Below are 24,579 nucleotides of genomic sequence, written 5' to 3'. Positions count from 1 at the left end.
GTCCCCGACCGGGGGACCGCCGCCCCCGAGGCGCGGCTTCGGCGCCACGCTGTGGCGCTGGACGAAGCGGCTGATGGTGCTGGGCGTCGTGGGGCTCGTGCTGCTCGTCGCCCTGGGCGTGGCCACGTACGCCTATTACAGCCGCGACCTGCCCTCGGTGGAGTCGCTGCGCGTCTACCTGCCGCCGCAGGTGACGAAGGTGACGTGCGCGGACGGCACCCTGTGCGCGGAGTTCGCGCTGGAGCGCCGCACGCTCATCCGCATCGAGGACCTGCCGGTCCACGTGCGCAACGCCTTCCTGGCCGCCGAGGACGCGGACTTCTACAAGCACGAGGGCCTGGACCCCTTCGGCATCCTGCGCGCGGGCGTGAAGAACCTCATCCCCGGCAGCCGCAAGTCCGGCGCGTCCACGCTCACGCAGCAGGTCGTGAAGAACATGCTGCTCACGCCCGAACGCAGCCTGGGCCGCAAGATTCGCGAGTGGATCCTCACGCCGCGCCTGGAGCAAGCCCTCACCAAGGATCAGATCCTCAACCTCTACATCAACGGCGTGTACTTCGGGCAGCGCCGCTACGGGCTGGAGGAGGCCGCGCTCTTCTACTTCGGCAAGCACGCGAAGGACCTGTCCGTGGGCGAGGCCGCCGTGCTCGCGGGCACCGTGCAGCAGCCCCACCGCATCAACCCGGTGACGAACATCACTCGCGCCAAGCAGCGCCAGCGCTACGTGCTGGAGCAGATGGCCGGCCAGGGCTTCGTGGCGCGCGCGGTGGTGGACGCGGAGAAGGAGAAGCCCATCGTGCTCGCGCCGCGCAAGGCGCCCCCCGCAGGCGCCTACTACGCGGAGGAGATCCGCCGCACGCTCGTGGAGCGCTACGGCGAGAAGAAGGTGATGGAGGGCGGCCTGCGCGTGGACATCGCGCTCGTGCCCCGGCTCCAGTCCGTCGCGGAGAAGGCCGTGCGCGAGGGCCTGGAGGCAGTGGACCGGCGCCAGGGCTACCGGGGCGCTCCGGGCAAGCTGGATGAAGCCACGTGGGCCCGCTACCGCGCGCTCATCGCCCAGCGCATCGACGAGGCCGGGCGCCGTCAGAAGGACCAGGGCTATGTCGCGGACCTGGCGCCGCTCGTCCAGGCCCCCGCCGCCGCGCCCACGCCGCAGGTGAAACCGACCGTGCCGGAGGTCGACGGAGCGGAGGAGCAGGCCCCGCCGGAGCTGGCCGCCGAGGTCGAGGAAGAAGAAGCGCCCCAGTCCCCGGAGCGCGAGCGCGCCGGACGCGTCCTGCTCAAGCCGATGGAGGAGGGCCTGCGCCTCACCGGCTACGTCACGGAGGTGGACCCCAAGCGCGACGTGGCCCGCGTGGACCTGGTGGGCCGCACCGCGGAGGTGTCCTTCGCGTCCGTCGGGTGGGCGCGACAGAAGGGCAAGAAGGCGCCCAAGGGCATCGCGGACGTGCTCACACCCGGGGAGCTGGTGTTCGTGCGCGTGCTCAAGGCGCCGCCCGCGCCGGCCTTCGTGGAGGCCACGTTGGATCAGGTGCCGCTGGTGCAGGGTGGGCTCGTGGTCATCAACCCGGCCAACCGCAACGTGGTGGCGATGGTGGGCGGCTACGACGCGGAGCGCTCGTCGTTCAACCGCGCCACGCAGGCCAAGCGCCAGCCGGGCTCGTCCTTCAAGCCCTTCATCTACGCCGCCGCGCTGGCTTCTGGCCGCTTCACGCCGCTGTCCACGGTGAACGACGCGCCGGAGACCATCCGCGACCCGTACACGGGCAAGGCGTGGAAGCCGAAGAACTTCGACGGCCAGTTCGAAGGCCCCATGTCGATGCGCACGGCGCTCACCAAGTCGAAGAACACGGTGTCCGTGCGGCTCATCGAGGCCATCACCCCGGCGACCGCCATCGACTTCGCGCGGCGGGCGGGCATCCGCTCCGCGCTGCCGGAGAACCTCACGCTGGCGCTGGGCACCGGCGAGGTGACGATGCTGGAGGCCGTCAACGCGTACGCCACGCTCCAGGCCAACGGGCGCTACGCGGAGCCGCTGCAACTGCTGCGCGTGCGCGACGCGAACGGCACCATCCTGGAGGAGCACCAGCCCGCCTTCGAGGAGACACTGCCCCCGGCGGTGGCGTACCTGGCGACGTCGCTCATGCGCAGCGTGGTGGAGGAGGGCACGGCGCGGGCGGTGCGCGAGCTGAACCGGCCGGCCGCGGGCAAGACGGGCACCACCAACGAGTCCAAGGACACGTGGTTCTCCGGCTACACGATGGACTGGGTGGCCAGCGCGTGGGTGGGCTTCGATGACAACTCGCCCCTGGGCAGCAGCGAGACGGGCGGCCGGGCCGCGCTGCCCATCTGGCTCAACTTCATGCGCGTGGCGGAGGAGGGCCTGCCCGCGCGCGACTTCGAGGTGCCTCCGGGCGTCACGCAGGTGCGCATCGACCCGGCCACGGGGCTGCTCGCGGGCAGCTCGGTTCCGGGCCGCCTGGAGCCCTTCCTGGAAGGCACCCAGCCCACCGCCGAGGCCCCGCCGCCCGGACAGGTGACGCCGGACAACTTCTTCATCGAGGAAGGTGGCAAGAAGGGCCTGTGAGTCGCTTCCTCCTGTCCCTGTTCCTGGTGCTCGCCTCCGCCCTGCCCTCCGGGGCCTTCGCGGCGGAAGGCGATCCCCCCGCCACGGCGCGCCTGGCCGTGGCCGTGGCGGAGGCGATCCGCGCCGCGCCCGCCGAAGCACCCGTCGCGGTGTCCCTGTCCGGAAGCTCCGCGGAATTGCGCCGCGCCTTCGGGACGCTGCTGGCCTCCCGGCTCGCGGCCCAGCAGTTGGGGCCCGTGGTGCTGGAGGTGCCTCCCGAGCGCGCCGAGGCCACCGCCCGCGAACAGGGTGCCCGCTCGCTGGTGCGGCTCACGCTGGACGTGGAGGGCGGCGAGCTGGTGGCACGGGGCGACGTGCTGGGCACGTGGGTGAACTTCTGGTCCGGTCGCACGCCCACGCGGCCGCCGAAGCCCGCCGCCGCCGTGGCCGAGGGCGTGGAGGCGGATGCCGCAGTGCTCGCCCTGGCCTCGGTGGGGACGCCTTCCAACAACGGGACGCCGGGCCCCGGGCCGCAGCAGAAGCGTCCGGTGCGGTTGCTGGGCGCGGTGTTCGCCCGGCTGGAGACACCGCTGGCCGCGCTGGCCACGGGCGACCTGGACGGCGACGGTCGCGACGAGGTGGCCGCGCTCACCGCGCGCGAGGTGTTCGTGTTCGCCGCGGATGGACGGCTGCTGGCCCGGCGGGAGCTGGAAGGCGCGCCCGCGACGGCGACGACGCGGGAGCCCTTCGGAGCGCTGGCGGTGCTCACGGGGCCTCCGCGACTGGCCGCGTGGAGCACCCGGTACGCGAAGGGTGAGGTGCTCACGCTGGACAAGGCGAAGGGGACGCTGCGCGCCGCGGGAGCGCTGGACGCGGCGCCGCTGGGGACCCTGGAGCGAGGGACGTTCGTGCCCGGGCAGACGGTGTTCGCTCCTGAGGTCCGGCTCGCGGATGGGCGCGCCATCACGGTGCCCGCGCCGTTCGGCGCCGCGAGCTTCGCGTCCCCGCGCATGCTGTTCGTCCACGCGGACGGCACGGCGTCGCTCTATGCGAGGCCCGCGTCCGCGCCCTCGCGACTGTCGGGACTGGGGGTGGGCAGCGCGCTCGGAGACCTGGATGGGGATGGAGCTCCGGAGCTGATCACCACCTCGCCGCTGCTCCAGCCCTCACCGGATGCGCTGCGCGTCTTGTCGCTGACGCCCGATGCGCCCATGGCGCATGAGCCGCTGTGGCAGGGGACCCTTCCACCGGGCCGCGCGCTGTTCGTGGTGACAGCGGACCTGGATGGCGACAAGCGCCGGGAGGTCGTCGTGGGCTCGTGGAAGCCAGACGGCACGAGCGAGTTGTTCCTCCTGCGCCAGGGTGCACCGTGATGATCCGCTCCGCCCTCGCGGGCCTCGTCCTCCTCGCCTCCGCCCCGACGCTCGCGGCCAGTCGTCCCCGCTACGGAGGGGAGCTGCGCGCGGCCCACGCGGGACCGCCCGAGATTGGAGAGCCCGCCCTCGCCGACACCCCGATGGAGGCCGCGCTCCTGGGGCTGCTGACGCGCCCCGTGTGCCGCGTGGACTCCGACGGACGCCTCCACCCGACACTGGCGCGAGAGCTGACGCGCCCGGTGCCCCAGGCCCTCCGGGTCGCGCTGCCCTCCTCCGCCAGCGCCACCGCCGTGGCACGGGCATGGACGCGGCTGTCGTCGCCCGACGCACCGTCACCGTACCGCGCGCTGCTGTACCCGCTGCGGGGCGAAGGCCGTCAGGTGACGTCCTCGGGCCCCACGCTGGAGCTGGCACTCGCCTTCCCGTGGCCGGACCTGGAGCGCTCGCTCTGCCATCCCGCGCTCGCCCCACCGCCGGCTCCGGCGTCGGGGCCCTTCAGCGCGGCGGGCAGGGGCGTGCTGGAGGCGCAGCCCGCGTGGCCGGAAGGTCGGCCGTACCTGGACCGTCTGGCGCTCACCGCCACGGACGAGCGGGGCCTGACGCGGCTGTGGTCCGCGCGACAGGTGCAGGTGGAGCTGGGCACGCCCCCGGACAACGACACCCTCACGGGCGCGGCGCTGTACGCGACGTACCTGGCGTATTCGCCCCGGAAGGTGCCCACGGACTTCCGACAGGCCTTCGAGAGCGCCATCGACCGCGACGACCTCACGCGGCTGTTCGTGAAGGGGCCCGCGGTGCCCATGCCGAACCTTTTGCCCCCCGCGCTCTTGCCCCAGGGCCCCAGGGCCAGGCCCGCGGCGCCCCCCATGGGCACGACGCGCAAGGTGACGCTCGCTTATGACGCGGCGCTCGCGGATCAGCGAGCGGTGGCCGAGCGCATCCAGGTGAAGTTGCACGAGCAGGGCTACACCGTCGCGCTGGAGCCGCAGTCGCGCTCGGCCCTCCGGGGACGTCAGGCCCGGGGCGACTTCGAGTTGATGCTGAGCGCCCTGCTGCTGCCGCCCATTCCCGGCCCCGCTCTGGCCGTGGTGTTGGAGGCAGGCGGTCGGCGCGATCTGCTCGGGGTGGAGCTGCCGCCCATCGGGGCGCTCGCGGATGCAGGCGCCCGGGATGCACGCGGTCGCGAGCGGGCACTGGCGCTGGCGCCTTCGGTGCCCCTCATCCCGCTGTACGCCCAGGGGCTGGGACTGCGCGCGGCCCCCGAGGTGTCGGGCCTGGTGCTGGATGCGCAGGGCCTGCCCGTACTGGAGGGCGCGTGGTTGTCGCCCATCGAGGCTTCCGGTGGTGGGGGTCGCCAGTGAGGCGTGCCGGGGCGAAGGGACCTGTCGCGAGTGTCCGCCACGATGCCCGTAGGCAAGCATCGACCGTGAGCCGTGACACCGCGAAGGAAGCCACCGCATGCGCCTGAGGACCCGGCTCGCGCTCGCCTTCGCCCTGCTGGCGCTGGTGCCCCTGGCGGTAGTGGTGCCCCTGACGCTGACGCGCCTGCGTGACACGCTGTCGCGCGAACTGGACGCGCGCATGACGGCCGCCACCGCCTCCGCGCAGGAGTCCCTGGAGCGCTCCGCCTCCAACGCGCGCCGCGCCGTGGAGGAGCTGGTGGAGAGCCCCGCGATGGAGGACCTGGTGCGCGAAGCCCGCGACCGTCCCATGCGCGCCATCCAGGCCGGCACCGCCGAAGGGCTCATGAAGAGCCGGGGCCTCACGGTGCTCACGCTGTTCGACCGCAATGGCACGGTGCTGTCCTCCGGACACCTGCCCGCCCGGCGCGGCGACCCGGACGCCGTGCTCTTCGAGGTGACGAAGGAGAAGTCCCCCCGGCCCGTGCCGGTGCGCGTGGACGTGCGAGGCAACGCGGGCCTGCGGCAGGTGCCCGCGCTCGTCACCGCGAGGCCCGTGGACTACGGCGACGTGCGCCTCTGGGCCGTGGGCGGCGTGGTGCTGGACGATGGCCTCGCGCAGCACCTGGCGCGCCTCACCCAGGCGGACGTGACGCTCCTGTCCGGCGAAGCGACGGTGGCACACGCGGGCAGCGCGAACCCGCCCACCGTGGCGCGCGTGCTGCCCCTGGGCAACGCGGCCTCGGTGCGCCTGACCTTCAGCCGGGCCGCAGCGCGGGAGGCGGAAGAAGGCGTCATGCGCGCGTTCCTCCTGCTCGCGGGCCTGGGCCTCGCCTTCGCGGCGCTGCTGGGACTGCTGGTGTCCCGGTGGATGACGCGGCCGGTGGAGGCGCTCACCTCCGGCGCCCGCCGCGTGGCCGAGGGCGCGCTGGACGTCCAGGTCGCGGCGCGGGCCTCCGGTGAGGTGGGCGAACTGGTCCGGACGTTCAACCACATGACGTCCGAATTGAAGGCCACCACCGAACGGCTGATGGCCACCGAGCGCATCGCCGCCTGGCAGGAAGTGGCGCGACGGCTGGCGCACGAAATCAAGAACCCGCTCACCCCCATCCGCATGTCGCTGGAGACGCTGCTGGCCGCGCACGAAGCCCGCCACCCCAGCTTCCCCCACCTCTTCAAGGAGAGCGCGGGCGTCATCCTGGAGGAGGTGGAGCGCCTCAGGCGCATCGTGGACGAGTTCAGCCGCTTCGCGCGCCTGCCCAAGCCCCAGCTCGCCCCGGTGGACCTGGGAGAGCTGGCCCAGGGCGTGCTCGCGCTCTACGCCGCCCCTCCGGAAGGCATCCAGTTGCTGCCCGCGCTCCAGACGGGCGTGGTGGCCCGCGCGGACCGGGACCAGCTCACGCAGGTGCTCGTCAACCTGGTGAAGAACGCCGAGGAGGCGATGACGGGCAAGGGAGGCTCGCTGCGCGTGCGCGTGAAGGGCACCGACGCGGACGCCGTCATCGAGGTGGAGGACGACGGTCCCGGCATCCCCGCGGAACACCGCGCCCGCATCTTCGAGCCCTACTTCACCACCAAGGACGGTGGCACCGGCCTGGGGCTGGCCATCGCCGCGCGCATCCTCCAGGAGCACGGCGGCCGGCTGGAAGTGGGCGGAGAGCCGGGCCAGGGTGCCCGCTTCAGCGTCGTGCTCCCGCGCGCGAGCTGAACGCCGGACGGGCCCACCGGGACGAGACCTCGCGCCCGCAACGCGAAGGCCCGGCACCTCGCGAGGAGGTTCCGGGCCTTCGGGCACGACACGAGACGACCGCCGGACGTCAGTCCTTGACGGGCGTGGCCTTGAGGGCGGCCTTGCCCTCCTTCACGTAGACCTGGAAGCGCACCGTCTTGCACGCGTACTTCGTGACGAGCTGCTCCTTGTTCTTGCGCAGCTTCTGCACGAACTTGTCGTACGTCAGGCCGTCCGCCAGTTCGCCGCAGCGCTCGCGCGTGGTGACGAACTCACGGAAGACGTCCTGGAAGTGCTGCTCCTCCGACAGCGCCGCCGCGGCGGCCGTGTTGCTCGCTCCCGGCAGCGGAATCGCCTGGAGCCCGCTGTTGCGCGGGGGAGGCATCGGGATGGCTTCGGACGTGGGCCGGGTGCTCGCCTGGAGCAGCTCGCGGGGAATCGCCGCCACGCGCGTCGTCTCCGGATTGGCGTCATCCGGCGACTGCGCCGCCGCCAGCGCGAACGGATTGGCCGCCTGCTGGAGCGAATACGCCGCCGTGGGCTGGTCCTCGAAGGCGAACGCACCGTGGCGAGGGGCCGCCTGCGCGATGGGCTCGTTCGACGGAGCCGCATGCTCGAAGGGCATCGGCGCCCCATGCGCGTACGCCGGAGGCGGCGTGAACGGCTCCGCCGCGGGCGGCGGGTAGGCCGAGGGCGGCGACGGGAACGGGAACGACTCCACCCCCGCGAACGGATCCGCCAGCGGCGCGGACGCCGCCACCGGAGGCGGCGCGCCGTACGGATTCGCCAGCGGAAGGGGCGCGGCGGCCGGGGGCGGCATCGCGAACGGATCCGCCGGCGGCATCGCGAACGGATCCGAAGGCGACGACGGGAACGGGAACGCGTCCGCGCCGCCAAACAGATCCGCCGCAGGACTCACGGGCGGCGGGGCCGCCGAAGCGAACGGATTCGACACCGGCTCCGACGGCATGGCCGCACCGAACGGATTCGACACCGGCTCCGCGGACATCGGCGCCCCGAACGGATCCGCCAGCGGCGCGGGAGCGGCGGGAGCAGGCACCACGGCGGCCGGCGCAGCGGACGGCGTGGTCTGCGCGGCCATCGCCGCCGACCACCCCAGCGTGTCCCCATTGCCCGTCGCGGCGGCCTCGTCGGAAGACGCGCGGCGTCCCCCGCCCATCAGCGCCGTCCACACGAGGCTCAGCAGGAGGAGCCCCGCGAGCCCCAGCAGCGCGGTGTGCTGATACGCGGCCAGCGGGGCCAGCGCCGCCGCCGTGCCCGCGATGGCCACCACTTCGTACGGCGTGCCTTCCAGCGCCCGGCGGGCCCCCACGAACAACGGGGCCTGTCCGCCCATCGCATCGCCGTTCGTGAACACCGGCAGTTGCACCGGGCCCAGCGCCTGGAGCGACCCGGTCTCCAGCACTGTGTCCTTCGCCCCCGCGGAGAGCCGGGGCAGCGCGCCATCCAGCCGCGCCTTCTCCGCCCCGACACCGCCCACCACCTTGTCACCCTGCACGAGCCCCAGCGCGGCCACGCCCGACGCGTCCAGCGCGCCCTGCAGCGCGGTGTCCGCCACCAGCGGCGCACCCACCACCAGCGTCAGCGCGGGAGTCTGGGCCTCCGTGCCGGTCCACACGAGCGGCACGGACGCGAAGACATGCGGGGCCCCGAAGGCGTCCACCACGGACGTGCCCGCCTTCGCGAGCGCCGGGACATCCATGGCCGCGGCGTCGGAGGACGGCTCGGCCCCGGCGCGCGCATGGAAGCTCGCGTCACCGGCCACCACCGCCACCACGGCGCCCTGCAACTCCTTGGGCAGCGCCGCTTCCGCGACGGCGCGCAGGGCCCCGAAGCGCTCGGCCGTCAGCGGCGAAAGCGGACCCGCCTCCTCCGCGTCCTTCGCGGCGTTGCGGTCGCGCGGCGACTTCGCCACGGGGGCGGGTCGCAGGGCGTGCACGGCGGCGGCCATGTCGGGGCTGGCGGCCAGCTTCAGCGCCAGGGATTGGATCTCGGAGCGACGCGCATCCACGCGACGCGACACTTCACTGGCGCCCGAGGCGGCCTGGAGCCCAGCGCCTTCCACCGCGCGCGCACGCTGAGGCGCCGACAGCGTCGGGAGGTGAGCCAGGCCCAGTCCGAGGACCAGGAGTGCGAACAGCAGGAACTTGAGGCGGACCATCGCCGTCCTTTAGCCCAAGGGTGAGGGGATCCGCTTATAGCGTCCACCTTCCGACCCCAGCAAGGAACTGGCCCGAAGGAACCCGGGGGCCGGATGCCTGGCTGGCATCCGGAATTCCCGGGCCCTTCCTCTACTCAACACCGAACGCTCGACGAAACCGGACGGCTAGAGGTTGCTTGCCGCGTCCGCGTTGAGGTCGTACGGCAGGCCATTCGTCGCCACACTGCGACGCCGCTCCACCGCGCGTTTGATGGTCTTCTCCAACCGGTCACGCGTTGCGTCGATGGCCTGGAACAGCGTCTCCGCCGTCTCCGTCACGTGCACCGCCTCCATCCCGGGCATGCGCACCGTCACCCGGCACTCCTTGTCCACGCCTCCCTTGTTGGGTCCGTTGATGTCCACGAGCGCGATGTCGATCTCCGACGCTTCGTCCTCGGCGAACCGCTCGATGTGAGCGACCAGGTGCTCATCCGTGTACGCCTTGAGGTTGTCCGACAGCTTCAGATGCACTCCACGCAACAACACCTTCATGGATTCACCTCCGGGAACAAACATGGGCAGTCCCCGGCACTTCCGTGAGGGGTTTTCGCAAGCCTTCCCGCCTGCCCTCCCCCGAAGCAGCCAGCCGACCGTCGACGCGCACGGGACGGCCCGGACGAATGAATATCCCCGCCCACCGGGTTGCTCTAGGCGCATGGATGGCGATCGGATCAAGGTCTTGCTGGTCGAGGATGACGGTGACAGCCGTGAACTCCTGGCGGAGCTCCTGGAGGACGACTTCGACGTCACCACCGCCGCGGACGGCGTGTCGGGCCTCCGGGCCTTCGAGGAGACCCACCCCGACGTCGTGGTGACGGACGAGTCCCTGCCGGGCATGAACGGCACGGAGCTGGCCCAACAGGTGAAGGAGCGCGAACCCAAAGCCCGCGTCGTGCTCGTGTCCGGCTACGCGCAGGTGGACGGCGCCGGGTACTGCGACGTCGTGATGCGCAAGCCCATCGACGTGGAGGGGCTCAGCAAGATGGTGTGCAAGCTGGGCGAAGAGGCGAAGCACTGAGAAATTCGCACAGGGAGCCGCCTGCCATCCACGCGAAGCGTTCCTAACATTCCAGCCATCGCCCAGGAGGGCCTCATGAGGTACTGCTCACGGTGTGGCTCGGAGTTTCAGGACAGTGTCGTGAACTGCACGGATTGCCCCACCCACCCACCGCTCGTCTCGTCGGACGAGATGCGGGACCGGGGGCTGCCCCTTCCCCATGAGCTGGATCAGCACCGGTTCGTGAAGGCGGGCATCGCGGAGGACCCGGTGACGGCGCAGATATTCGAGGACGTGCTGAACGAACGGCGCATCCCGACCATCGTGCGTCCCGGACGCTCGGGTGTGGTGGACGAGCTGACCACCGGCAACCTGCTGCCCTGGTGGGAGTTCCTCGTCCCGGACAAGGACCAGGCGCGGGCCGCCGCTCTCATGGAGCAGGTGAAGATCCAGGGGCTGGCCACGGCGGACGAAGCCGGACGCGCCGCCGAGGAAGAAGAGCGCGAGGGCGAGCTGGAACGCGCCCAGGAGCACGCCGCGCCCCCCGCCTTCTAGCCGAGGGCGTGGGTCACGGAGCGCCAACGGCCGCGCTGCCCGCGGCCGGAGCGGGCTGCGCGACGAGCGTGGGAGGCGGACGCCGGGCCTCGAAGAGGCTCACGCCCGTCACCTTCCACTTGTCGTAGCGCGCGTTGCGGGCGAGGAACGTCTCCAGGTCCTCGTCCACCACGCGGTTGTAGCCACCCCGGGACGCATGGCGCAGGTACGTGCGCTTCTTCTTCTGCACCACGAAGCCCAGGTGGGTGATGCGCGTGGCCTTGAGCGGCAGGTCCTCGCGCAGCACGACGAGGATGGTGCCGGACGCCACGTCGCGCGCGTGCGTGAGCACCTTGTCCAACGGAATCATGGTGAGGCCGAAGGTGCCCACGGGCTGGCGCTCGCGCGGCAGTTGGAGCGCCTGGGACGACCTGGACTGCCACGTGTGCGCGGTGAGCGTCTTGGTGACGGCGATGGCGTCGTCCTTCGCGTAGCGCCGCGTCACGTCCACCAGCAGGCCCTTCTTGATGTTGTTGGGCAGCCACTGCGCTTCCATCAGGTGGTTGCGGTCCTCGTAAGAGGGAGTGCTCGCGTAGCGAATGCGCTCCAGCAGCGCCGGCACCTCCGGCTCGCCCTGCGCCATGCCCAGGGCCAGCGTCTCCTCCACGAAGGTGAGGCAGTCCACCGCGTCCAGGCGGAAGGTGGGGTCGGGATCCACGCCCTGGCCCTCACCCAGAGGGGAGAGGACATAGGGGGTGTTGAGGAAGCGCTCGCTCATGCCCAGCAACCGTTCGGCGAGCGGCGTCTGGGCCTGATCCGCGATGAGGGCCGCGCGCTGCTCCGGCGTCAGCGGCTTCCAGCCGTTCTCCCGCACGGGCGCCGGCAGCGAGGGGGCCAGGGGATGCGCCGGAGCACTGAGCGACGCCGGCACCGCGCGCGCCGGAGGCACGGGCGCAGCCGGAGTCGGGGAAGCGGCGGGAGGCGGGACCTGGGCCAGCAGCGCGAGCGCGCACACGCCAGCGAAAGTCACGGCGCCACCCCGGCCTTGCGCAGGATGGCCTTGCGCCGGTCGTCCGCGAGCTGGAGCGTCTCCAACTCCTTCTCGTAGGTGAGCTTCTCCTCGCCCTTCGCGTTCCAGGACGCCAGCACCAGCCAGTCCAGGGCACCCGCATCCCCGCCCTGGTGCAGCATCCGCGCGGAGGAGGCGGCGAGGGTGCGGTCCGCGTCCTTCAGGAGCGGCGACAACACGGGGCTGGCCTTCTTGGCCGGCACGCCCTCGAAGAGCGCGAGGCCCTGGCGGCGCACGAACTTGTCCGGGCTGCCCAGCAGCTTCTGCGCGAAGGCGAAGCCCTCCGGAGCCCCCAACCGGCACAGCCCCCGGGCCGCGGCGAAGCGCGTGCTCTCCGAATCGCTGTCCAGGTACGCCTTGAGCCCTGCCTTCTGCTTCGCGTCACCGGACGTGCCTGCAGCCTCCAGCAGCGCCGCGCGCACCTCCAGGTCCTTCTCCTCCCTGGCGGCCGCCATCAGCGGCTTGCCCATCTTGGCGTTGCGCGACGCGCCCAGGGCCCTCGCGGCCTCGCGGCGCACACCGGCGCTCTTGTCGTTCAGGAGCGGGAGGACAGCGGACGTGTTGCGGCTGCCCAGCTTCGCCAGCCCCTGCGCCGCGTACATGCGCACGGTGCTGTCGCCATCCCCGGCGAGCCTCGCGAGCGTGGATTCGCCCTGGCGCGCGCCGAGCGAGGCCAGGAGCGAGACGAGGTTTCGGCGGGTGCGCTCCTCGAAGGTGTTGCGGAGGATGGGGCCAATCTGCTCGGCCGCGTAGGACTCCTCGCGCAGGTAGCGCAGGCGCGACGCGGCGGCCGGCACGGGACCTCCCTGGGACACCTGGGTGAGCACGGCGTCCGCCTCCGCGCGGCTCTGGGCCCGCTTGGACGCGGACGCGGAACCGGCGGCGAGGCCGACCAGGGGAAACAGGACCACGAGGAGGAGCAGCGACGCGGACGGGGAACGCACGGGGGCGGAACGATGGCAAGCGCGGCGCCTGCCGTCAAAGTCCCCCCCTCCGCCCGGCTCCCTGCTTCACGCCAACCGCCCGATTCTTGACCCCCCCGAGGGCGATTGATACGACCGACTCAAGTCCCCTTCCCTCTGGATGACCGAGGCCCATGTGATGACGAAGCAGTCGCTCTTGATGGCGGTTGCGGGCGTGCTGACCGCATGTGGCCCCGTGAAATCGACGTCCAACATCCTCGACGCGGAGGTGCAGATCCAGGCCGCGCGCACGGCCGGCGCGGAGAAGGAAGCTCCGTACGAGTGGACCGCCGCCAACCTCTACCTCCAGAAGGCCCGCGAGGAGGTCGGCTATTCGGACTACCAGGCCGGCGTGGACTTCGCGGTGAAGGCCTCCCGCTTCGCCAACGAGGCGCGCGAGAAGGCCATGTCCGCCGCCAACGCTGACTCCCAGGGTCGGCCCCAGAACCCGTGACGCCCGAGCGCTCCCCGATGAAGCGTCTGTCCCAGTCCGCGCTGCTCACCCTGCTGTTGGCCACCACCGCCTGTGTCAGCGGCAACAAGATCCGCGCTGACACGGAGGTCCTCACCGCCGACGTGGAGCGCGCCCGCCGGGGCGGTGCCCTGCGCTGCGCGCCCGCCGAACTGGCCGCCGCTGAAGCCAACCTCGACTTCGCCCGAGGCGAACTGAGCCAGGGCAACAGCACCCGGGCCGCCCAGCACGTGCGCACCGCCGACGGCGCCGTGAAGCGCGCCCTGGAGCTGTCGAAGAACTGCGCCCCGCGCCAGGTGCTGGTGCGCGACCGCCCGGAGACGCCTCAGCCGCAGCAGCCCGACCAGCCGCAGCAGCCGCAACAGCCCCAGCAGCAGGTGGTGGTGAGCATCGAGGAGACGGACGGCGACGGCGACGGCGTGCTCGACAAGGACGACCCCTGCCCCGACCAGGCCGAGGACGTGGACGGCTTCCAGGACCAGGACGGCTGCCCTGACACGGACAACGACGGCGACGGCGTGCTGGACGTTCAGGACAAGTGCCCGCTCATCCCCGGCGTGGCGGAGAACAACGGCTGCCCGGCGGAGGCCCCGAAGGACAAGGACGGCGACGGCGTCCTGGACAACGTGGACAAGTGCCCGGACCAGCCCGAGGACAAGGACGGCTTCCAGGACGAGGACGGCTGCCCGGAGCTGGACAACGACCTGGACGGCATCGTGGACGGCACGGACAAGTGCCCCAACGAGCCCGGCCCGCTGCAGAACCTGGGCTGCCCCATCGTCGACAAGGACGGGGACGGCATCAACGACGACAAGGACAAGTGCCCGGACGAGCCGGAGGACAAGGACGGCTTCCAGGACGAGGACGGCTGCCCGGACCTGGACAACGACAGCGACGGCGTCCCGGACGCGCAGGACCGGTGCCCGCTGGAGTCGGGGCCCCAGGAGAACGGCGGCTGCCCGGATCCGGACAAGGACGGCGACGGCATCGTGGACCGGCTGGACGTGTGCCCCGACGACCCGGGCGTGAAGGAGGAGCGTGGCTGCGCCAAGCAGTACAAGATGGTCATCGTCAAGAAGGACCGGATCGAGATCAAGAAGCAGATCCTCTTCGGGTCCGGCTCCGCGAAGATCATCGGCAAGCAGAGCACGACCATCCTGGACGACGTGGCGCAGGCGCTGAAGGACGCGTCGTGGATCCGCAAGGTGCGCATCGAGGGACACACCGACTCGATGGGCAACGACACGTCCAACCTGAAGCTGTCGCAGAAGCGCGCCGACGCGGTGCTGGCCCAGTTGCTGAAGCGGGGCATCGACCCGGGTCGTCTGGAGGCCGTGGGCTTCGGTGAGGCCCAGCCGGTGGCGCCGAACACCACCAAGGCCGGACGCGCGCTCAACCGCCGCACGGAGTTCAACGTCGTCCGGCAGTAACGCCCGCCCCACCCCGCTCCGCCATGACGGAGCGGGAACCGGAGCACCCCGCGCCTCCCCGGGCTTCACGCCCTGGGAGGCGTGGTCGTTTCAGGCATGACGAAGCGAACGGCCACCGTCCTGGAGCAGCAGCGCCTCCAGACGGGCAGCCCGGCCGTGCTGACGTCAGCCGTCCTTGAGCAGTTCGTGCAGCACTTCGGTGGCGTAGGAACCGCGCGGCAATTCGAACGTGAGCACCGCGTCCTCGCCGTCCACCGTGAGGTCCGGCGCGCCCAGCCGCACGCGGTACGGGCGGCGCGTGCCTTCCGTCTCATCCCCACCGCGCACGAAGTCGCTCGGCGTGACGGCCGCTTCGACGAGCAGCTTCGCCTCGAGCTCCGCCACCTCGCCCCGCGAGGCGGTCATCTTCGGGCCGAACATCGGTCCCGCCGGGCTCACCTCGAACGCGGCGACGCGGGGGTTGTCCACCTCCGGCGCCTCGCACACGAAGAGGCCGCCCGTCTCCTCCTTGCGCAGCACGTCGCCCAGGAGCGCCGTGGCGAACGTCCCCGCCTCCAGCCGCTGCACCAGCGCCTGGTTGAAGAGGCGGGACTGGAAGGCGGACAGGTACAGCTTGCGCTGGAAGCGATCCGGCCGCTTCGGCAGGCGCTGGCCCAGGAGCAGGAGCCGGCCCAGGTCCGCGTTGTCCCCGGCCCGGCCAAAGCGCTGCTCACCGAAGTAGTTGGGCACGCCCTGCGCGGACAGCCGGGCGAAGGTCTCACGCGCCGCGCCCACGTCTCGGATGCCGCGCAGCCGCAGCCGGAAGCGGTTTCCCTTCAGGTGCCCGGTGCGCAGCTTGTTGCCGTGCCGCTTCGACTCCAGGACGCTCACCCCGTCGAGCGAGAACTCCCCAAGGCGCGGCTCGGCGATCGCGGGCACGGACAGCCACTGCCGCGTCACGGCCTGCCGGTCCTTCATCCCCGCCACGCCGATGTCGTCCTCGCGCACGCCCATCGCGGCGGCCAGCGCGCGCACCACTTCGCGCGTGTCCCGGCCGCGCTTCTCCACCCAGAGGTACAGGTGCGTGCCCTCGCCAGACGGCAGGTACGCGGGCAGCTCCTCCACCTCGAAGTCGTCGGGCGTGAGCTTGAAGGCGCCCCCACATCCGGGCACGTCGGCCGTCAGCCGGGGAAAACCAGAACCAGCGTCCGTCACGGAGCCTCGAGTGTGGCCAGGAGTTCCTTCACGCGCCGGGCCAGGTCCTCATCCGCGCGCGATTCCAGCAACTCACCCGCCTGGAACAGCAGGAAGAACATCACATCGCTCAGCGCCTGACGGAACGAGGCCAGGGGCTCACTGCCCAGTTGGGCGCGGTGCTTCTCGAAGGACTCCATCAGCCGGCCCTCAGGGAGGCTGCCGTCCGCCGCGAACGCGAGCCCCTCCAGCACCGGCGATGACGACAGGGCCTGTCCGGAGAGCGCCGCGTTGGCCGCGGCGATGAACGCGGGGTCCATGCCCTGCCGGGACACCTCGTCGCGGATCTCCCGGAAGATGAAGTTGAAGACGCGCGCCACCGGGCGGGCATCCACCGGCGCCACGGTGCGCGCCACGGGACGGGCACGCTGCGCAGCCGCCTTCTCCGGGGGCGCGGCGACGGGGGCGCCCACGGGCTTGTCCGACAGCCCGGCGAACCCGCCTTCCAGCAGCCGGAAGACGACCTTGGTGACGTCGAACTCGGACAGCCGCGCCGCGTGCCCCAGCTCCAGCACCGTGCGACGTCCGTCCAACATCGCCAGCACCCGGTCCTCGTCCTCCTCCAGCTTGCCGTCGGACGGGCGCTTGCGCGCCACGTACATGCGGCCGTGGGGGATGCGCTTGCGGAAGTGCGCCAGCTCGTCGATCTTCCGGATGCTGTCCATCAGCAGGCTCTGCGTGGACAGTTGGATGGAGTGTCCCGTCTTCTCATCCAGGGGCTGGTCGATGAGGAAGAACGCCCCCTCGCGGCACAGCACGATGGCGTGGAAGATTTCGCTCACCTGGTGGGTGACGCACTTGAACAGGTCGTGCGCCTGGAGCAGGCCCTTCTCCACCAGCGCCCGGCCAATCTTCGACGGCGACTGCTCGCGCAGCACCGCCTCCACCTGGGCACGGTCCACGTAGCCCAGCCGAACCAGCACCTCACCCAGCCGGTCAGAAGGCTCCTCGGACGCGGCGCCACGCACCTCGCCCTCGCGGATCATCAGCGAGCGCTCGCCACCCGGCGTGTGCACGCGGACGACGCCGCTCCAGCGCGACTGGCTCAGGAACGCGATGAGGTCCGACAGCGGGAAGCCCCCCGCGTCGCCCGCCAGCACCACGCGGGGCGTGGGGATGGAGCCCCCTTCCGGCGGCTGACGCGAGAAGACGAGCAGGTCGGGCGCCGTGGGCATCAGCGCGTACGTGCCCGAGCGTCCCGCGAGCGCGGGGATGCCGGTGCGGTCCTCGGGGACCAACTGCGCGGCGCCATCGATGCGGAAGCGTTGGCTCATCCCGGTGTCAGTCGGCGGCCCACGCGTTGTTGTTCGCGCGCCACTCCACTTCGTCCTCCATGCTGTGCTCGAGCAGCCCTTCCTGGAAGCCCAGGTCGTACGCCCGCCCGTTGAAGAAGACCGACGGGGTGGCGTTGATGGCCGCCATGCGCCCCTGCGCGAGGAAGCCGTCGATCTCGTCCTTGTACTTCTCCGTCTTCAGCACGGCGGCCAGCTTGTCCCCGTCCAGGCCCACCGACTTCGCCAGCGCGGGCAGCGCCTCCTTCTTGAGGTTCTCCTGCTGGCCGAAGAGCGCGTCGTGCATCTGCCAGAACTTGCCCTGGTCCCGCGCCCACAGCACCGCCTGCGCGGCGGGGATGGCGTTGGCGTGGATGGAGAGCGGGAACGGCAGGTAGCAGAAGCGTACCTCGGTGGGGTGCTTCTTCGCGAAGCCCTCCAGGATGGGACGGGCCTTGCCGCAGAAGGGGCACTCGAAGTCGGAGAACTCCGTCACCGTCACGGGCGCGTTGGCGTCGCCCTGGCACATGCGCGGATCCACCTTGAGCGGCGCGCGGGGCTCGCGGAAGGAGCCGTAGTACTTGGAGAGCGCGACGATGACCTCGCTGGCGGGTCCGCCTTCGGACACCATGCGGGCGGACAGCCGCGCCATCCGCTTGGCGTGCTTGCAGCCCGTGTGCTGCTTGAGGCACGCGCCCAGCGCATGGGGACAGCCGCAGTAGCAGAACTCGTCGCTGAACACCGTGGCCAGCTCGCGCCTGGCGGCCGGGATTTCAGCGCTCTTGGTACAGCCGGCGCCCAGCAGGGTCACCGCGGCCAGCACGGGAGAAAAACGCTTCCAACAAGAGAGGAGCACGGCCGCGGGTCTTAGCCACGCGCGCAGGGCTTGTAAAGCAAGGCGGCCTTTGGCAGGGAGCCCTCCCAACCATGCCCAGAGTCCTGATGCTGCACACCGGAGGCACGCTCGGAATGGCCGGCGGCCGCCCCTCCGCCCTGCGTCCAGCGGCCTTCTTCCAGACCCTCCGCAAGCGCGTCCCGGAGCTGTTCCAGCTCGCGGACATCGAGCTGGAGCTGTTCTCCAACCTCGACAGCTCCGAGATGCAGCCCGAGCTCTGGAGCCGGATGGCCGCCCACCTCCACCGTCGGCTACCTGACTTCGACGGGGCGGTGGTGACCCATGGCACGGATACGCTCGCCTATACGGCCAGTGCGCTGTCCTTCATGTTGCGCAACCCGCCCTGCCCCGTGGTGCTGACGGGTTCGCAGCGGCCGCTGGGGGAGATCCGCTCGGATGCGCGGCTCAACCTCATCGACGCGGTGCTCTCCGCCATCCAGGGGCCGCGCGAGGTCACCATCTGCTTCGATTCGCACCTGTACCGGGGCAACCGCACGCGCAAGGTGAAGGTGGCCGAGTACGACGCCTTCGAGAGCCCCAACTTCCCCGTGCTGGGCACCCTGGGCGTGGACGCGACCTTCGAGGAGGGCCTGAAGGCGAAGGGCCCCTTCCGGCTGCACGCGGAGCTGGATCCGCGCGTCTTCCTCCTGAAGGTGTACCCGGGGTTGGATCCCGCCCTGCCCCTGCAACTGCTGCCCCACGTGAAGGGGCTGGTGCTGGAGGCGTACGGGGCGGGCAACGTGCCGATGGCGAAGGAGCTGGGGCGCTCCTTCCAGCCGCTCTTCGTGGAGGCCCGGGAGCGGGGCATCCCGGTGCTGGTGGTGAGCCAGGCCTACCGCAACGGGGTGGACCTCACGCTCTATGAGTCCGGGGCCATGGCCCTGGAGCAGGGCGCGGTGGGCGGTGCGGACATGACCCCGTCGGCGGCGCTGGTGAAGCTGATGCAGGGGCTGGCCGAGCACCCCCGGGGGGGCCAGGCCCTGGCGCGCTTCCTGCGGACGCCGGTGGCCGGAGAGCTGTCCGTCGGGCGTCCGACAGTTCCCAGGCCCGTCAAGAAACGGCGCCGGCCAGCCCGGGTGGGGCGGGTCGGCTGACACCGGGTGCGTGAAAGGCGTGTGGGTGTGCTTGCCGCCGTGAAAAGGCGGCCCGTAAGATGGGAGGCGCGATGTCCGAGGAGAAAACTTCCGTCCATTCCATTTCGGACCTGCTGGGCAGTGCCCAGCAGCAGAGCGCGTACCTGATCGTCATCAGCGCGAAGTCCGCCGCCGGCATCGGGCGGATGTTCAAGCTGGACCGCTCGGAAGTGGTGCTGGGCCGAAGCTCCGAGGCCCAGTTCCAGGTGGAGGACGACGGCATCTCCCGGAAGCACGCCAAGGTGGTCGCCATCGGTGATGGCCGCTTCCAACTGGTGGACCTGGGCAGCACCAACGGCACGTACCTGAACGGCCTGAAGGTGAGCGCGGCGCCGCTGTACGACGGCGACAAGATCCAGATCGGCTCCAACACGGTGCTGAAGTTCAGCATCCAGGACGCGCTGGAGGAGCAGTACCAGCGCAGCATCTACGAGTCCGCCACGCGCGACGGCCTCACCCGCGTCTACAACAAGAAGTACTTCATGGAGACGGTGCGCAAGGAGTTCGCGTACTGCCTGCGCCACCGCGTGCCGCTGTCGCTGGTGCTCTTCGACGTGGATCACTTCAAGCGCATCAACGACGTGTACGGCCACCCGGCCGGAGACTTCGTGCTGACGCGCATCGCGCAGCGGGTGGCGGACACGGTGCGCACCGAGGACCTGCTCGCGCGCTACGGCGGAGAAGAGTTCGCGCTGATGCTGCGCGAGTCCGCCGAGGACGCGGCCCTGGCGTGCGCGGAGCGCTGCCGCGTGGCGGTGGACCGCGCCGACTTCATCTTCAGCGGCACGCCCATCAAGGTGACCATCAGCCTGGGCGTGGCGACGCTGCTGGATTCGGACTTCTCCCAGCCGGAGGACCTCATCTCCGCCGCGGACAAGTACCTCTACCGCGCCAAGCACGCGGGCCGGAACCGCGTGGACGCCAAGGCCGTCAGCGGCGCGTGAGTGGATCCACGATGAGGCCCGGAGCAACGGGCCTCACGGTGGCGAGGAACGTGGCCCCGTGAGTTCCGTCGCGGCCCTGCATCTCGGCTCGGTCTTTACGCAGTAAAGACCCGCCCCGACGGACCGGTCCAGGAACGGCTTCGTGCCCGAGCCGTGCCGGGTGTCAGCGACCGAAGCCCAGCCCACGCTGCCCGGCGAGCCCCAGGCTTCGCCGCTCAGCCCGCCCGAACTCAGCGACCGAACCCCAGCCGGCGCAGCCCGTCCTGCGACACGTGCTTCACGTGTGAATCCGCGTCCCGTGCCGCCGCTTCGCTCAACGCCGCCACCGCCTGCGGCCCGCCCAGCACCGACAGCGTCCGCGCCGCGGCGACGCGCACCTCCGCCACCGGATCCGTGAGCAGGCGCTCGGCCAGCACCCGCACGTGCGGAGCGCGGCCCACGAACTCCAGCGCGCGTGCCGCCGCCGCCCGCACCGCCGGATGATCCGACCCCAGCAGGCCCGCGGCGTCATCCCCGCGCGACGGCTGCCGGTACGTGGCCAGCACGTCCAGCGCGGCGGCCACCACCTCCGGGTCCCCGTCCTCCAGCGCCGTCGCCGCCAGTTCCAACGCGTCCGGGTTGCGGGGCAGTGCTCCCAGCGCACGCACCGCCCCCGCACGCACCGACGACACCTTCGAGGATGCGTAGGGGATCAGACGGCGCATGGGGCTCCCGCCTTCCGTGCAGTCCCCCATCACCGCCACCGCCTCGCCCTGGATCTCCGGTGTCCGCGCGTTGCGTCCGTCCGCCACATCCTTGAGGAAGGCCGCGCACCCCTTCTCATGGGCCATCGCCTCCAGCCACGGCCGGGCGGCCTCCGCCGTCTCGGCCGCCTTCACGCCCTGGAGCGAGACCTCGCGAAGGGGTTTGCCGCCGGCTTCCGCCAGTCCCCGCGCGGCATGCTCGCGCACGCGGGCATCCCCGTCGCCCAGGGCCCCCTCCAACTCGCGGCTCGCCAGGGGACCGTAGCGGCGCAGGCCCGCCGCCGCCGTGCGCCGCCGCTGCGCATCGCCCGAGCCTAGATCTGGCCGAAGCGCGTCGATTTCACGCGAGTACACGGCGAAGAGCCGGTTGACGGCCGCCTCGTCCGGGGGCTTCGCCTCCAGGAGCAGCAGCCGGCCCACGGACACCCGCTGCCGCTCGGCGACGGCGAACAGGAGCGAGGCCATGACCTCATCCCCCGCCACGGGCCGCGACGCGACCGCGTCCAGCACCACCCGCGTCGCCGAGCGGCCCTGGAACGTGGCCAGGTGCAGCAGGGCGGGCATCCGCACCGAGGGCTCCTGCGCGAACATCTCCAGGAGGAGCACCTGCCGGATGCTCTCCTTGCGCTCCCACACCCGCGCGGCGGCGGAAGGCCCCCGCGCACCGGCGTCATGGAGGAAGTCCGCCGTGGACTTCCCGGCGTCGGCCGCGGCACGCACGGCGGTGAGGCACGGCCCCAGGTCCGCGTCTGGAGGGGTGTCCGTGATCCAGTCCGCCAGGGCGCGCCGGTCCGTCAGCCCCCGGCTCCGGGCCCCGGCGCGGACCGCCGCCCAGCGCACCCGCCAACTGGGGTCCTTGAGCGCGGAGGCCAGGGCGACCTGGGCCTCCTGACCGCCGGCCCCCAGTCCAGCCACCCAACTGTCCACCCGCCCGCCGGTGACGCACACGGGACAGGTCCGGGCCCGCAGGGACGGGTCGGTGACATGACGACGACAGGAGGACCAGCACTCGGAAGCCACCGTCCCTGCCCGGGAGGGACTGGCTGCCAGCAGGAGCACCAGGAGAAGGAGGCAACGCACGCGGTGGGCACTGTAGCGCACCCCGCCCCCATCCTTTCCGTGCGGGTCTCCTTGCCTTTTGCGCCCTGCTGCGCCATACCCCCGGCCCTTTGAAAATTTTCAGATCGCATCCAGCTAGGCGGAAGGAGGTGACTGCATGCCCGGTATTCGAGTGAAGGAAGGTGAATCCATCGAGAGCGCCCTCAAGCGCTTCAAGAAGGCCACCGAGAAGGCCGGAATCCTTTCCGAGATCCGCAAGCGCGAGCACTACGAGAAGCCTTCCGTGAAGCGGAAGAAGAAGGCCCTCGCCGCCAAGAAGCGCGCTGTGAAGAAGGCCCGCAAGTCGTACTAGCAGGCCCGCAGTAGAGGAGCCGGGGCGCCCCTGAGATGTCAGGTGCCCTGGCTCTTGCCGTCCCATCCCCTTGGCTTGGCGAACCCCTTCGCCGCCTGTGAGGAGTCCCGACATGGCCACCCTGAAAGAGCGCATCGACGCGGACCTGAAGGACGCGATGCGGTCCAAGAACGAGCTGACCCTGAGCGTGCTGCGGATGCTCAAGAGCGCCGTGAAGTACAAGGAAGTCGAGCCGGGTGCCTCCGCCCTGGACGACGACGCCGTGCAGAAGGTCATCAACACCCTCATCAAGCAGCGCCGCGAATCCGTCGACCAGTTCAAGTCCGGAGGCCGCCCCGAGCTTGCGGAGAAGGAAGAGCAGGAGATCGCCGTCCTGCAGAAGTACCTGCCCCAGCAGCTTTCCGCCGAGGAGCTCTCCGCCCTCGTCACGGCCGCCATCTCCGAGTCCGGAGCCCAGGGTCCCAAGGACATGGGCGCGGTCATGAAGAACGTGAACCCCAAGATCCAGGGGCGCGCGGAAGGCCGGGCCGTCTCCGATGAAGTGAAGGCCCAGTTGTCCAAGATGTCCTGAAGCAAGGCCGCCCCCGGGAGCGGGCGCCGGAGGATTTCCTCCAGGCGCCCTCCCAATCCACCGGGCTTTGAAGCGGATTTTTTGATCCCTCGCCCGCTCGCCGCTAACTGCTGATCCTCAAGGTCGTCCGTTTCCGGTGTCCTCCCCCCGCCCGCGCCCCCCACCCAGGAGGGCAGGCAAGCAGGGAAGCCACTGGGTCGGACGTGTCAGGGCCTGCCGTCAGGATGGCAGGCGGATGGCCGCGCTCATGCGGATGCAGGGAGGGCGTCGTGATTCCAGAACACAAGATCCAGGAGGTCCTCGACCGCGTGGACATCGTGACGCTGGTGTCCCGCCACGTGGAGCTGAAGAAGTCCGGCCGCGAGTTCAAGGGCCGCTGCCCGTTCCACCAGGAGAAGACGCCCTCGTTCTACGTGGTGCCGGAGAAGCGCTTCTACTTCTGCCACGGCTGCCGTGCGAGCGGCGACGCCGTGTCCTTCATCCAGCGCTACCTGGGCAAGACGTTCCAGGACGCGGTGAGGGACCTGGCGCAGGAGGTGGGCATCGACCTGGAGGCCGCGCAGGACCCGGGCCTCAAGGAGCGCCAGCAGGTCAAGGAGGCCACGGACTTCGCCGCCGAACACTTCCGCTCCCTCCTGTGGGAGGACGGGGGACGCTCCGCGCGGGCCTACCTCGCCAGCCGCGGCGTCACCGACGAAGTGGCCCAGAGCTTCGGCCTGGGCTGGGCGCCCGCGGAATGGAGCCTGCTCGCCGACCGCCTCCAGAAGAACGGGATGATGGAGTGGGGCCTCAAGGCGGGCCTCATCACGAAGCGCAACAGCGGCGATGGCTGCATCGACTTCTTCCGCAGCCGGCTGATGGTGCCCATCCGCGCGCCGGAAGGGCGGCCCATCGCCTTCGGCGGGCGGCTGGTGGCGGCGGAGGACGGCCCCAAGTACCTCAACTCGCGCGAGTCCCGGCTCTACAACAAGAGCGAGACGCTCTTCGGCATGGACCAGGCGCGCGACGAAATCCACAAGCGCAAGACGGCGGTGCTCGTGGAGGGCTACTTCGACTGCATCGGCCTGCACCAGGTGGGCGTGCGCCACGCGGTGGCCCTTTGCTCCACCAACCTCACCGCCGGCCACCTCCAGGGACTCAAGCGCGCGGAGGCCCGCGACCTGGTGCTGCTGCTGGACGGGGACTCGGCGGGGCTCGCCGCCGTGGAGCGCCTGGCCGGTCCCCTGCTCGCTGCGGGCGCCCCTACCCGGGTGGCGCTGCTGCCGCAGGGAGACGACCCGGACGTGTTCGCCCGCCGGGAAGGCACCGACGGCGTGGAGAAGCTGCTGGAGGGCGCTCAGCCCCTCACCGCCTACCTCTTCGCCACCCTGCTGCCCACGGGCAAGCAGGCAAGCTTCGAGGAGAAGATGGCCGCCCTGGAGCGGCTCAAGCCCGTCACCGCCCAGGTGCCCCCGGGCCTGACGCGCTCCACGCTCATCAGCGCCCTGGCGGGGCATTTCGGCTGGATGCCGGCGCAGATTGAGACATCGCTCCAATACAAGGCGCCCCCTACGCCCAAGCCCGTTGCCGGGCCCGGCGGCTTTCCCATGGGGTCCCAGGACGTCCCCCGCCCGGTCCCCAAG

The 24,579-nt window shown here is 71.3% G+C and carries 21 protein-coding genes; 13 read left to right on the top strand and 8 right to left on the bottom strand.

Annotated features, from left to right (window positions below; genetic code table 11):
• The 4 genes from D7V88_RS19840 to D7V88_RS19825 all read left to right on the top strand — a co-directional run.
• A partial coding sequence (locus D7V88_RS19840; RefSeq protein ID WP_244238266.1) for a penicillin-binding protein 1A occupies positions 1-2,587 on the top strand: 2,587 nt, incomplete at its 5' end.
• Positions 2,584-3,939: a VCBS repeat-containing protein gene (locus D7V88_RS19835; RefSeq protein ID WP_120542218.1), complete on the top strand. Its 1,356-nt coding sequence runs from the start codon at positions 2,584-2,586 to the stop codon at positions 3,937-3,939. The genes D7V88_RS19840 and D7V88_RS19835, both read left to right, overlap by 4 nt.
• A complete protein-coding gene (locus tag D7V88_RS19830) occupies positions 3,939-5,303 on the top strand; it encodes an ABC transporter substrate-binding protein (protein WP_244238265.1) in 1,365 nt (454 codons plus the stop codon). The genes D7V88_RS19835 and D7V88_RS19830 overlap by 1 nt, the downstream gene beginning before the upstream one ends.
• A 97-nt stretch (positions 5,304-5,400) precedes the next feature.
• Complete coding sequence (locus D7V88_RS19825; RefSeq protein ID WP_120542216.1) at positions 5,401-7,050, top strand: ATP-binding protein; 1,650 nt, start codon at positions 5,401-5,403, stop codon at positions 7,048-7,050.
• 109 nt (positions 7,051-7,159) lie between these two features.
• Here D7V88_RS19825 and D7V88_RS19820 read toward each other — a convergent pair whose 3' ends face one another.
• Together D7V88_RS19820 and hpf are read right to left on the bottom strand one after the other, a co-directional pair.
• Positions 7,160-9,253, bottom strand: a complete 2,094-nt coding sequence (locus D7V88_RS19820) for an MXAN_5187 family protein (RefSeq protein WP_120542215.1) — start codon at positions 9,251-9,253, stop codon at positions 7,160-7,162.
• 165 nt (positions 9,254-9,418) lie between these two features.
• Entirely contained in the window at positions 9,419-9,784 is a 366-nt protein-coding gene (gene hpf, locus D7V88_RS19815; protein ID WP_120535835.1) for a ribosome hibernation-promoting factor, HPF/YfiA family, read from the bottom strand.
• A gap of 163 nt (positions 9,785-9,947) precedes the next feature.
• Between hpf and D7V88_RS19810 the strand changes: the two genes are divergently transcribed.
• Positions 9,948-10,310, top strand: a complete 363-nt coding sequence (locus tag D7V88_RS19810; RefSeq protein WP_120542214.1) for a response regulator — start codon at positions 9,948-9,950, stop codon at positions 10,308-10,310.
• A gap of 120 nt (positions 10,311-10,430) precedes the next feature.
• The gene (locus D7V88_RS19805; RefSeq protein WP_244238264.1) at positions 10,431-10,844 is read left to right on the top strand and encodes a putative signal transducing protein; all 414 of its coding nucleotides are present in this window, start codon (positions 10,431-10,433) and stop codon (positions 10,842-10,844) included.
• Between the two features lie 13 nt (positions 10,845-10,857).
• Here the strand turns inward: D7V88_RS19805 and D7V88_RS19800 are convergent, their stop codons facing one another.
• The gene (locus tag D7V88_RS19800; protein WP_120542212.1) at positions 10,858-11,853 is read right to left on the bottom strand and encodes an N-acetylmuramoyl-L-alanine amidase-like domain-containing protein; all 996 of its coding nucleotides are present in this window, start codon (positions 11,851-11,853) and stop codon (positions 10,858-10,860) included.
• The gene (locus tag D7V88_RS19795; protein WP_244238263.1) at positions 11,850-12,836 is read right to left on the bottom strand and encodes a HEAT repeat domain-containing protein; all 987 of its coding nucleotides are present in this window, start codon (positions 12,834-12,836) and stop codon (positions 11,850-11,852) included. Before D7V88_RS19795 ends, D7V88_RS19800 begins: the two co-directional genes overlap by 4 nt.
• A 157-nt stretch (positions 12,837-12,993) precedes the next feature.
• Between D7V88_RS19795 and D7V88_RS19790 the strand changes: the two genes are divergently transcribed.
• The gene (locus D7V88_RS19790; protein ID WP_120535840.1) at positions 12,994-13,308 is read left to right on the top strand and encodes a DUF4398 domain-containing protein; all 315 of its coding nucleotides are present in this window, start codon (positions 12,994-12,996) and stop codon (positions 13,306-13,308) included.
• 17 nt (positions 13,309-13,325) lie between these two features.
• Positions 13,326-14,756, top strand: coding sequence for an OmpA family protein (locus D7V88_RS19785; RefSeq protein ID WP_120542211.1), 1,431 nt, complete (start codon positions 13,326-13,328; stop codon positions 14,754-14,756).
• Positions 14,757-14,921: 165 nt separating this feature from the next.
• Here D7V88_RS19785 and truD read toward each other — a convergent pair whose 3' ends face one another.
• The 3 genes from truD to D7V88_RS19770 are packed head-to-tail and all read right to left on the bottom strand — an operon-like array spanning position 14,922 to position 18,083.
• Positions 14,922-15,950: a tRNA pseudouridine(13) synthase TruD gene (truD, locus tag D7V88_RS19780; RefSeq protein ID WP_120542210.1), complete on the bottom strand. Its 1,029-nt coding sequence runs from the start codon at positions 15,948-15,950 to the stop codon at positions 14,922-14,924.
• The gene (locus D7V88_RS19775) at positions 15,947-17,263 is read right to left on the bottom strand and encodes a DUF4388 domain-containing protein (protein WP_120542209.1); all 1,317 of its coding nucleotides are present in this window, start codon (positions 17,261-17,263) and stop codon (positions 15,947-15,949) included. The genes truD and D7V88_RS19775 overlap by 4 nt, the downstream gene beginning before the upstream one ends.
• A gap of 7 nt (positions 17,264-17,270) precedes the next feature.
• Positions 17,271-18,083, bottom strand: coding sequence for a DsbA family protein (locus D7V88_RS19770; RefSeq protein WP_244238261.1), 813 nt, complete (start codon positions 18,081-18,083; stop codon positions 17,271-17,273).
• A gap of 104 nt (positions 18,084-18,187) precedes the next feature.
• On the opposite strand from D7V88_RS19770, the gene D7V88_RS19765 reads away from it, so the two are divergent.
• Both D7V88_RS19765 and D7V88_RS19760 read left to right on the top strand, forming a co-directional pair.
• A complete protein-coding gene (locus D7V88_RS19765) occupies positions 18,188-19,249 on the top strand; it encodes an asparaginase (protein WP_120542207.1) in 1,062 nt (353 codons plus the stop codon).
• Between the two features lie 71 nt (positions 19,250-19,320).
• Positions 19,321-20,232, top strand: coding sequence for a GGDEF domain-containing protein (locus D7V88_RS19760; RefSeq protein ID WP_120538115.1), 912 nt, complete (start codon positions 19,321-19,323; stop codon positions 20,230-20,232).
• Between the two features lie 230 nt (positions 20,233-20,462).
• Here the strand turns inward: D7V88_RS19760 and D7V88_RS19755 are convergent, their stop codons facing one another.
• Positions 20,463-21,890, bottom strand: a complete 1,428-nt coding sequence (locus D7V88_RS19755) for a HEAT repeat domain-containing protein (RefSeq protein ID WP_341870694.1) — start codon at positions 21,888-21,890, stop codon at positions 20,463-20,465.
• Positions 21,891-22,191: 301 nt separating this feature from the next.
• Here D7V88_RS19755 and rpsU point away from each other — a divergent pair, with 301 nt between their 5' ends.
• The 3 genes from rpsU to dnaG all read left to right on the top strand — a co-directional run.
• Positions 22,192-22,386, top strand: coding sequence for a 30S ribosomal protein S21 (rpsU, locus tag D7V88_RS19750; protein WP_014395136.1), 195 nt, complete (start codon positions 22,192-22,194; stop codon positions 22,384-22,386).
• Between the two features lie 112 nt (positions 22,387-22,498).
• Complete coding sequence (locus tag D7V88_RS19745) at positions 22,499-22,957, top strand: GatB/YqeY domain-containing protein (RefSeq protein ID WP_120542206.1); 459 nt, start codon at positions 22,499-22,501, stop codon at positions 22,955-22,957.
• A gap of 224 nt (positions 22,958-23,181) precedes the next feature.
• On the top strand, positions 23,182-24,579 hold a 1,398-nt coding region (gene dnaG / locus D7V88_RS19740; RefSeq protein WP_244238260.1), incomplete at its 3' end, for a DNA primase.

The sequence above is a fragment of the Corallococcus terminator genome (assembly GCF_003611635.1).
Taxonomy (GTDB): Bacteria; Myxococcota; Myxococcia; order Myxococcales; family Myxococcaceae; genus Corallococcus; species Corallococcus terminator.
Note: the sequence above shows the minus strand (reverse complement) of the source record. Positions and strands in the feature narration are given on the sequence as shown.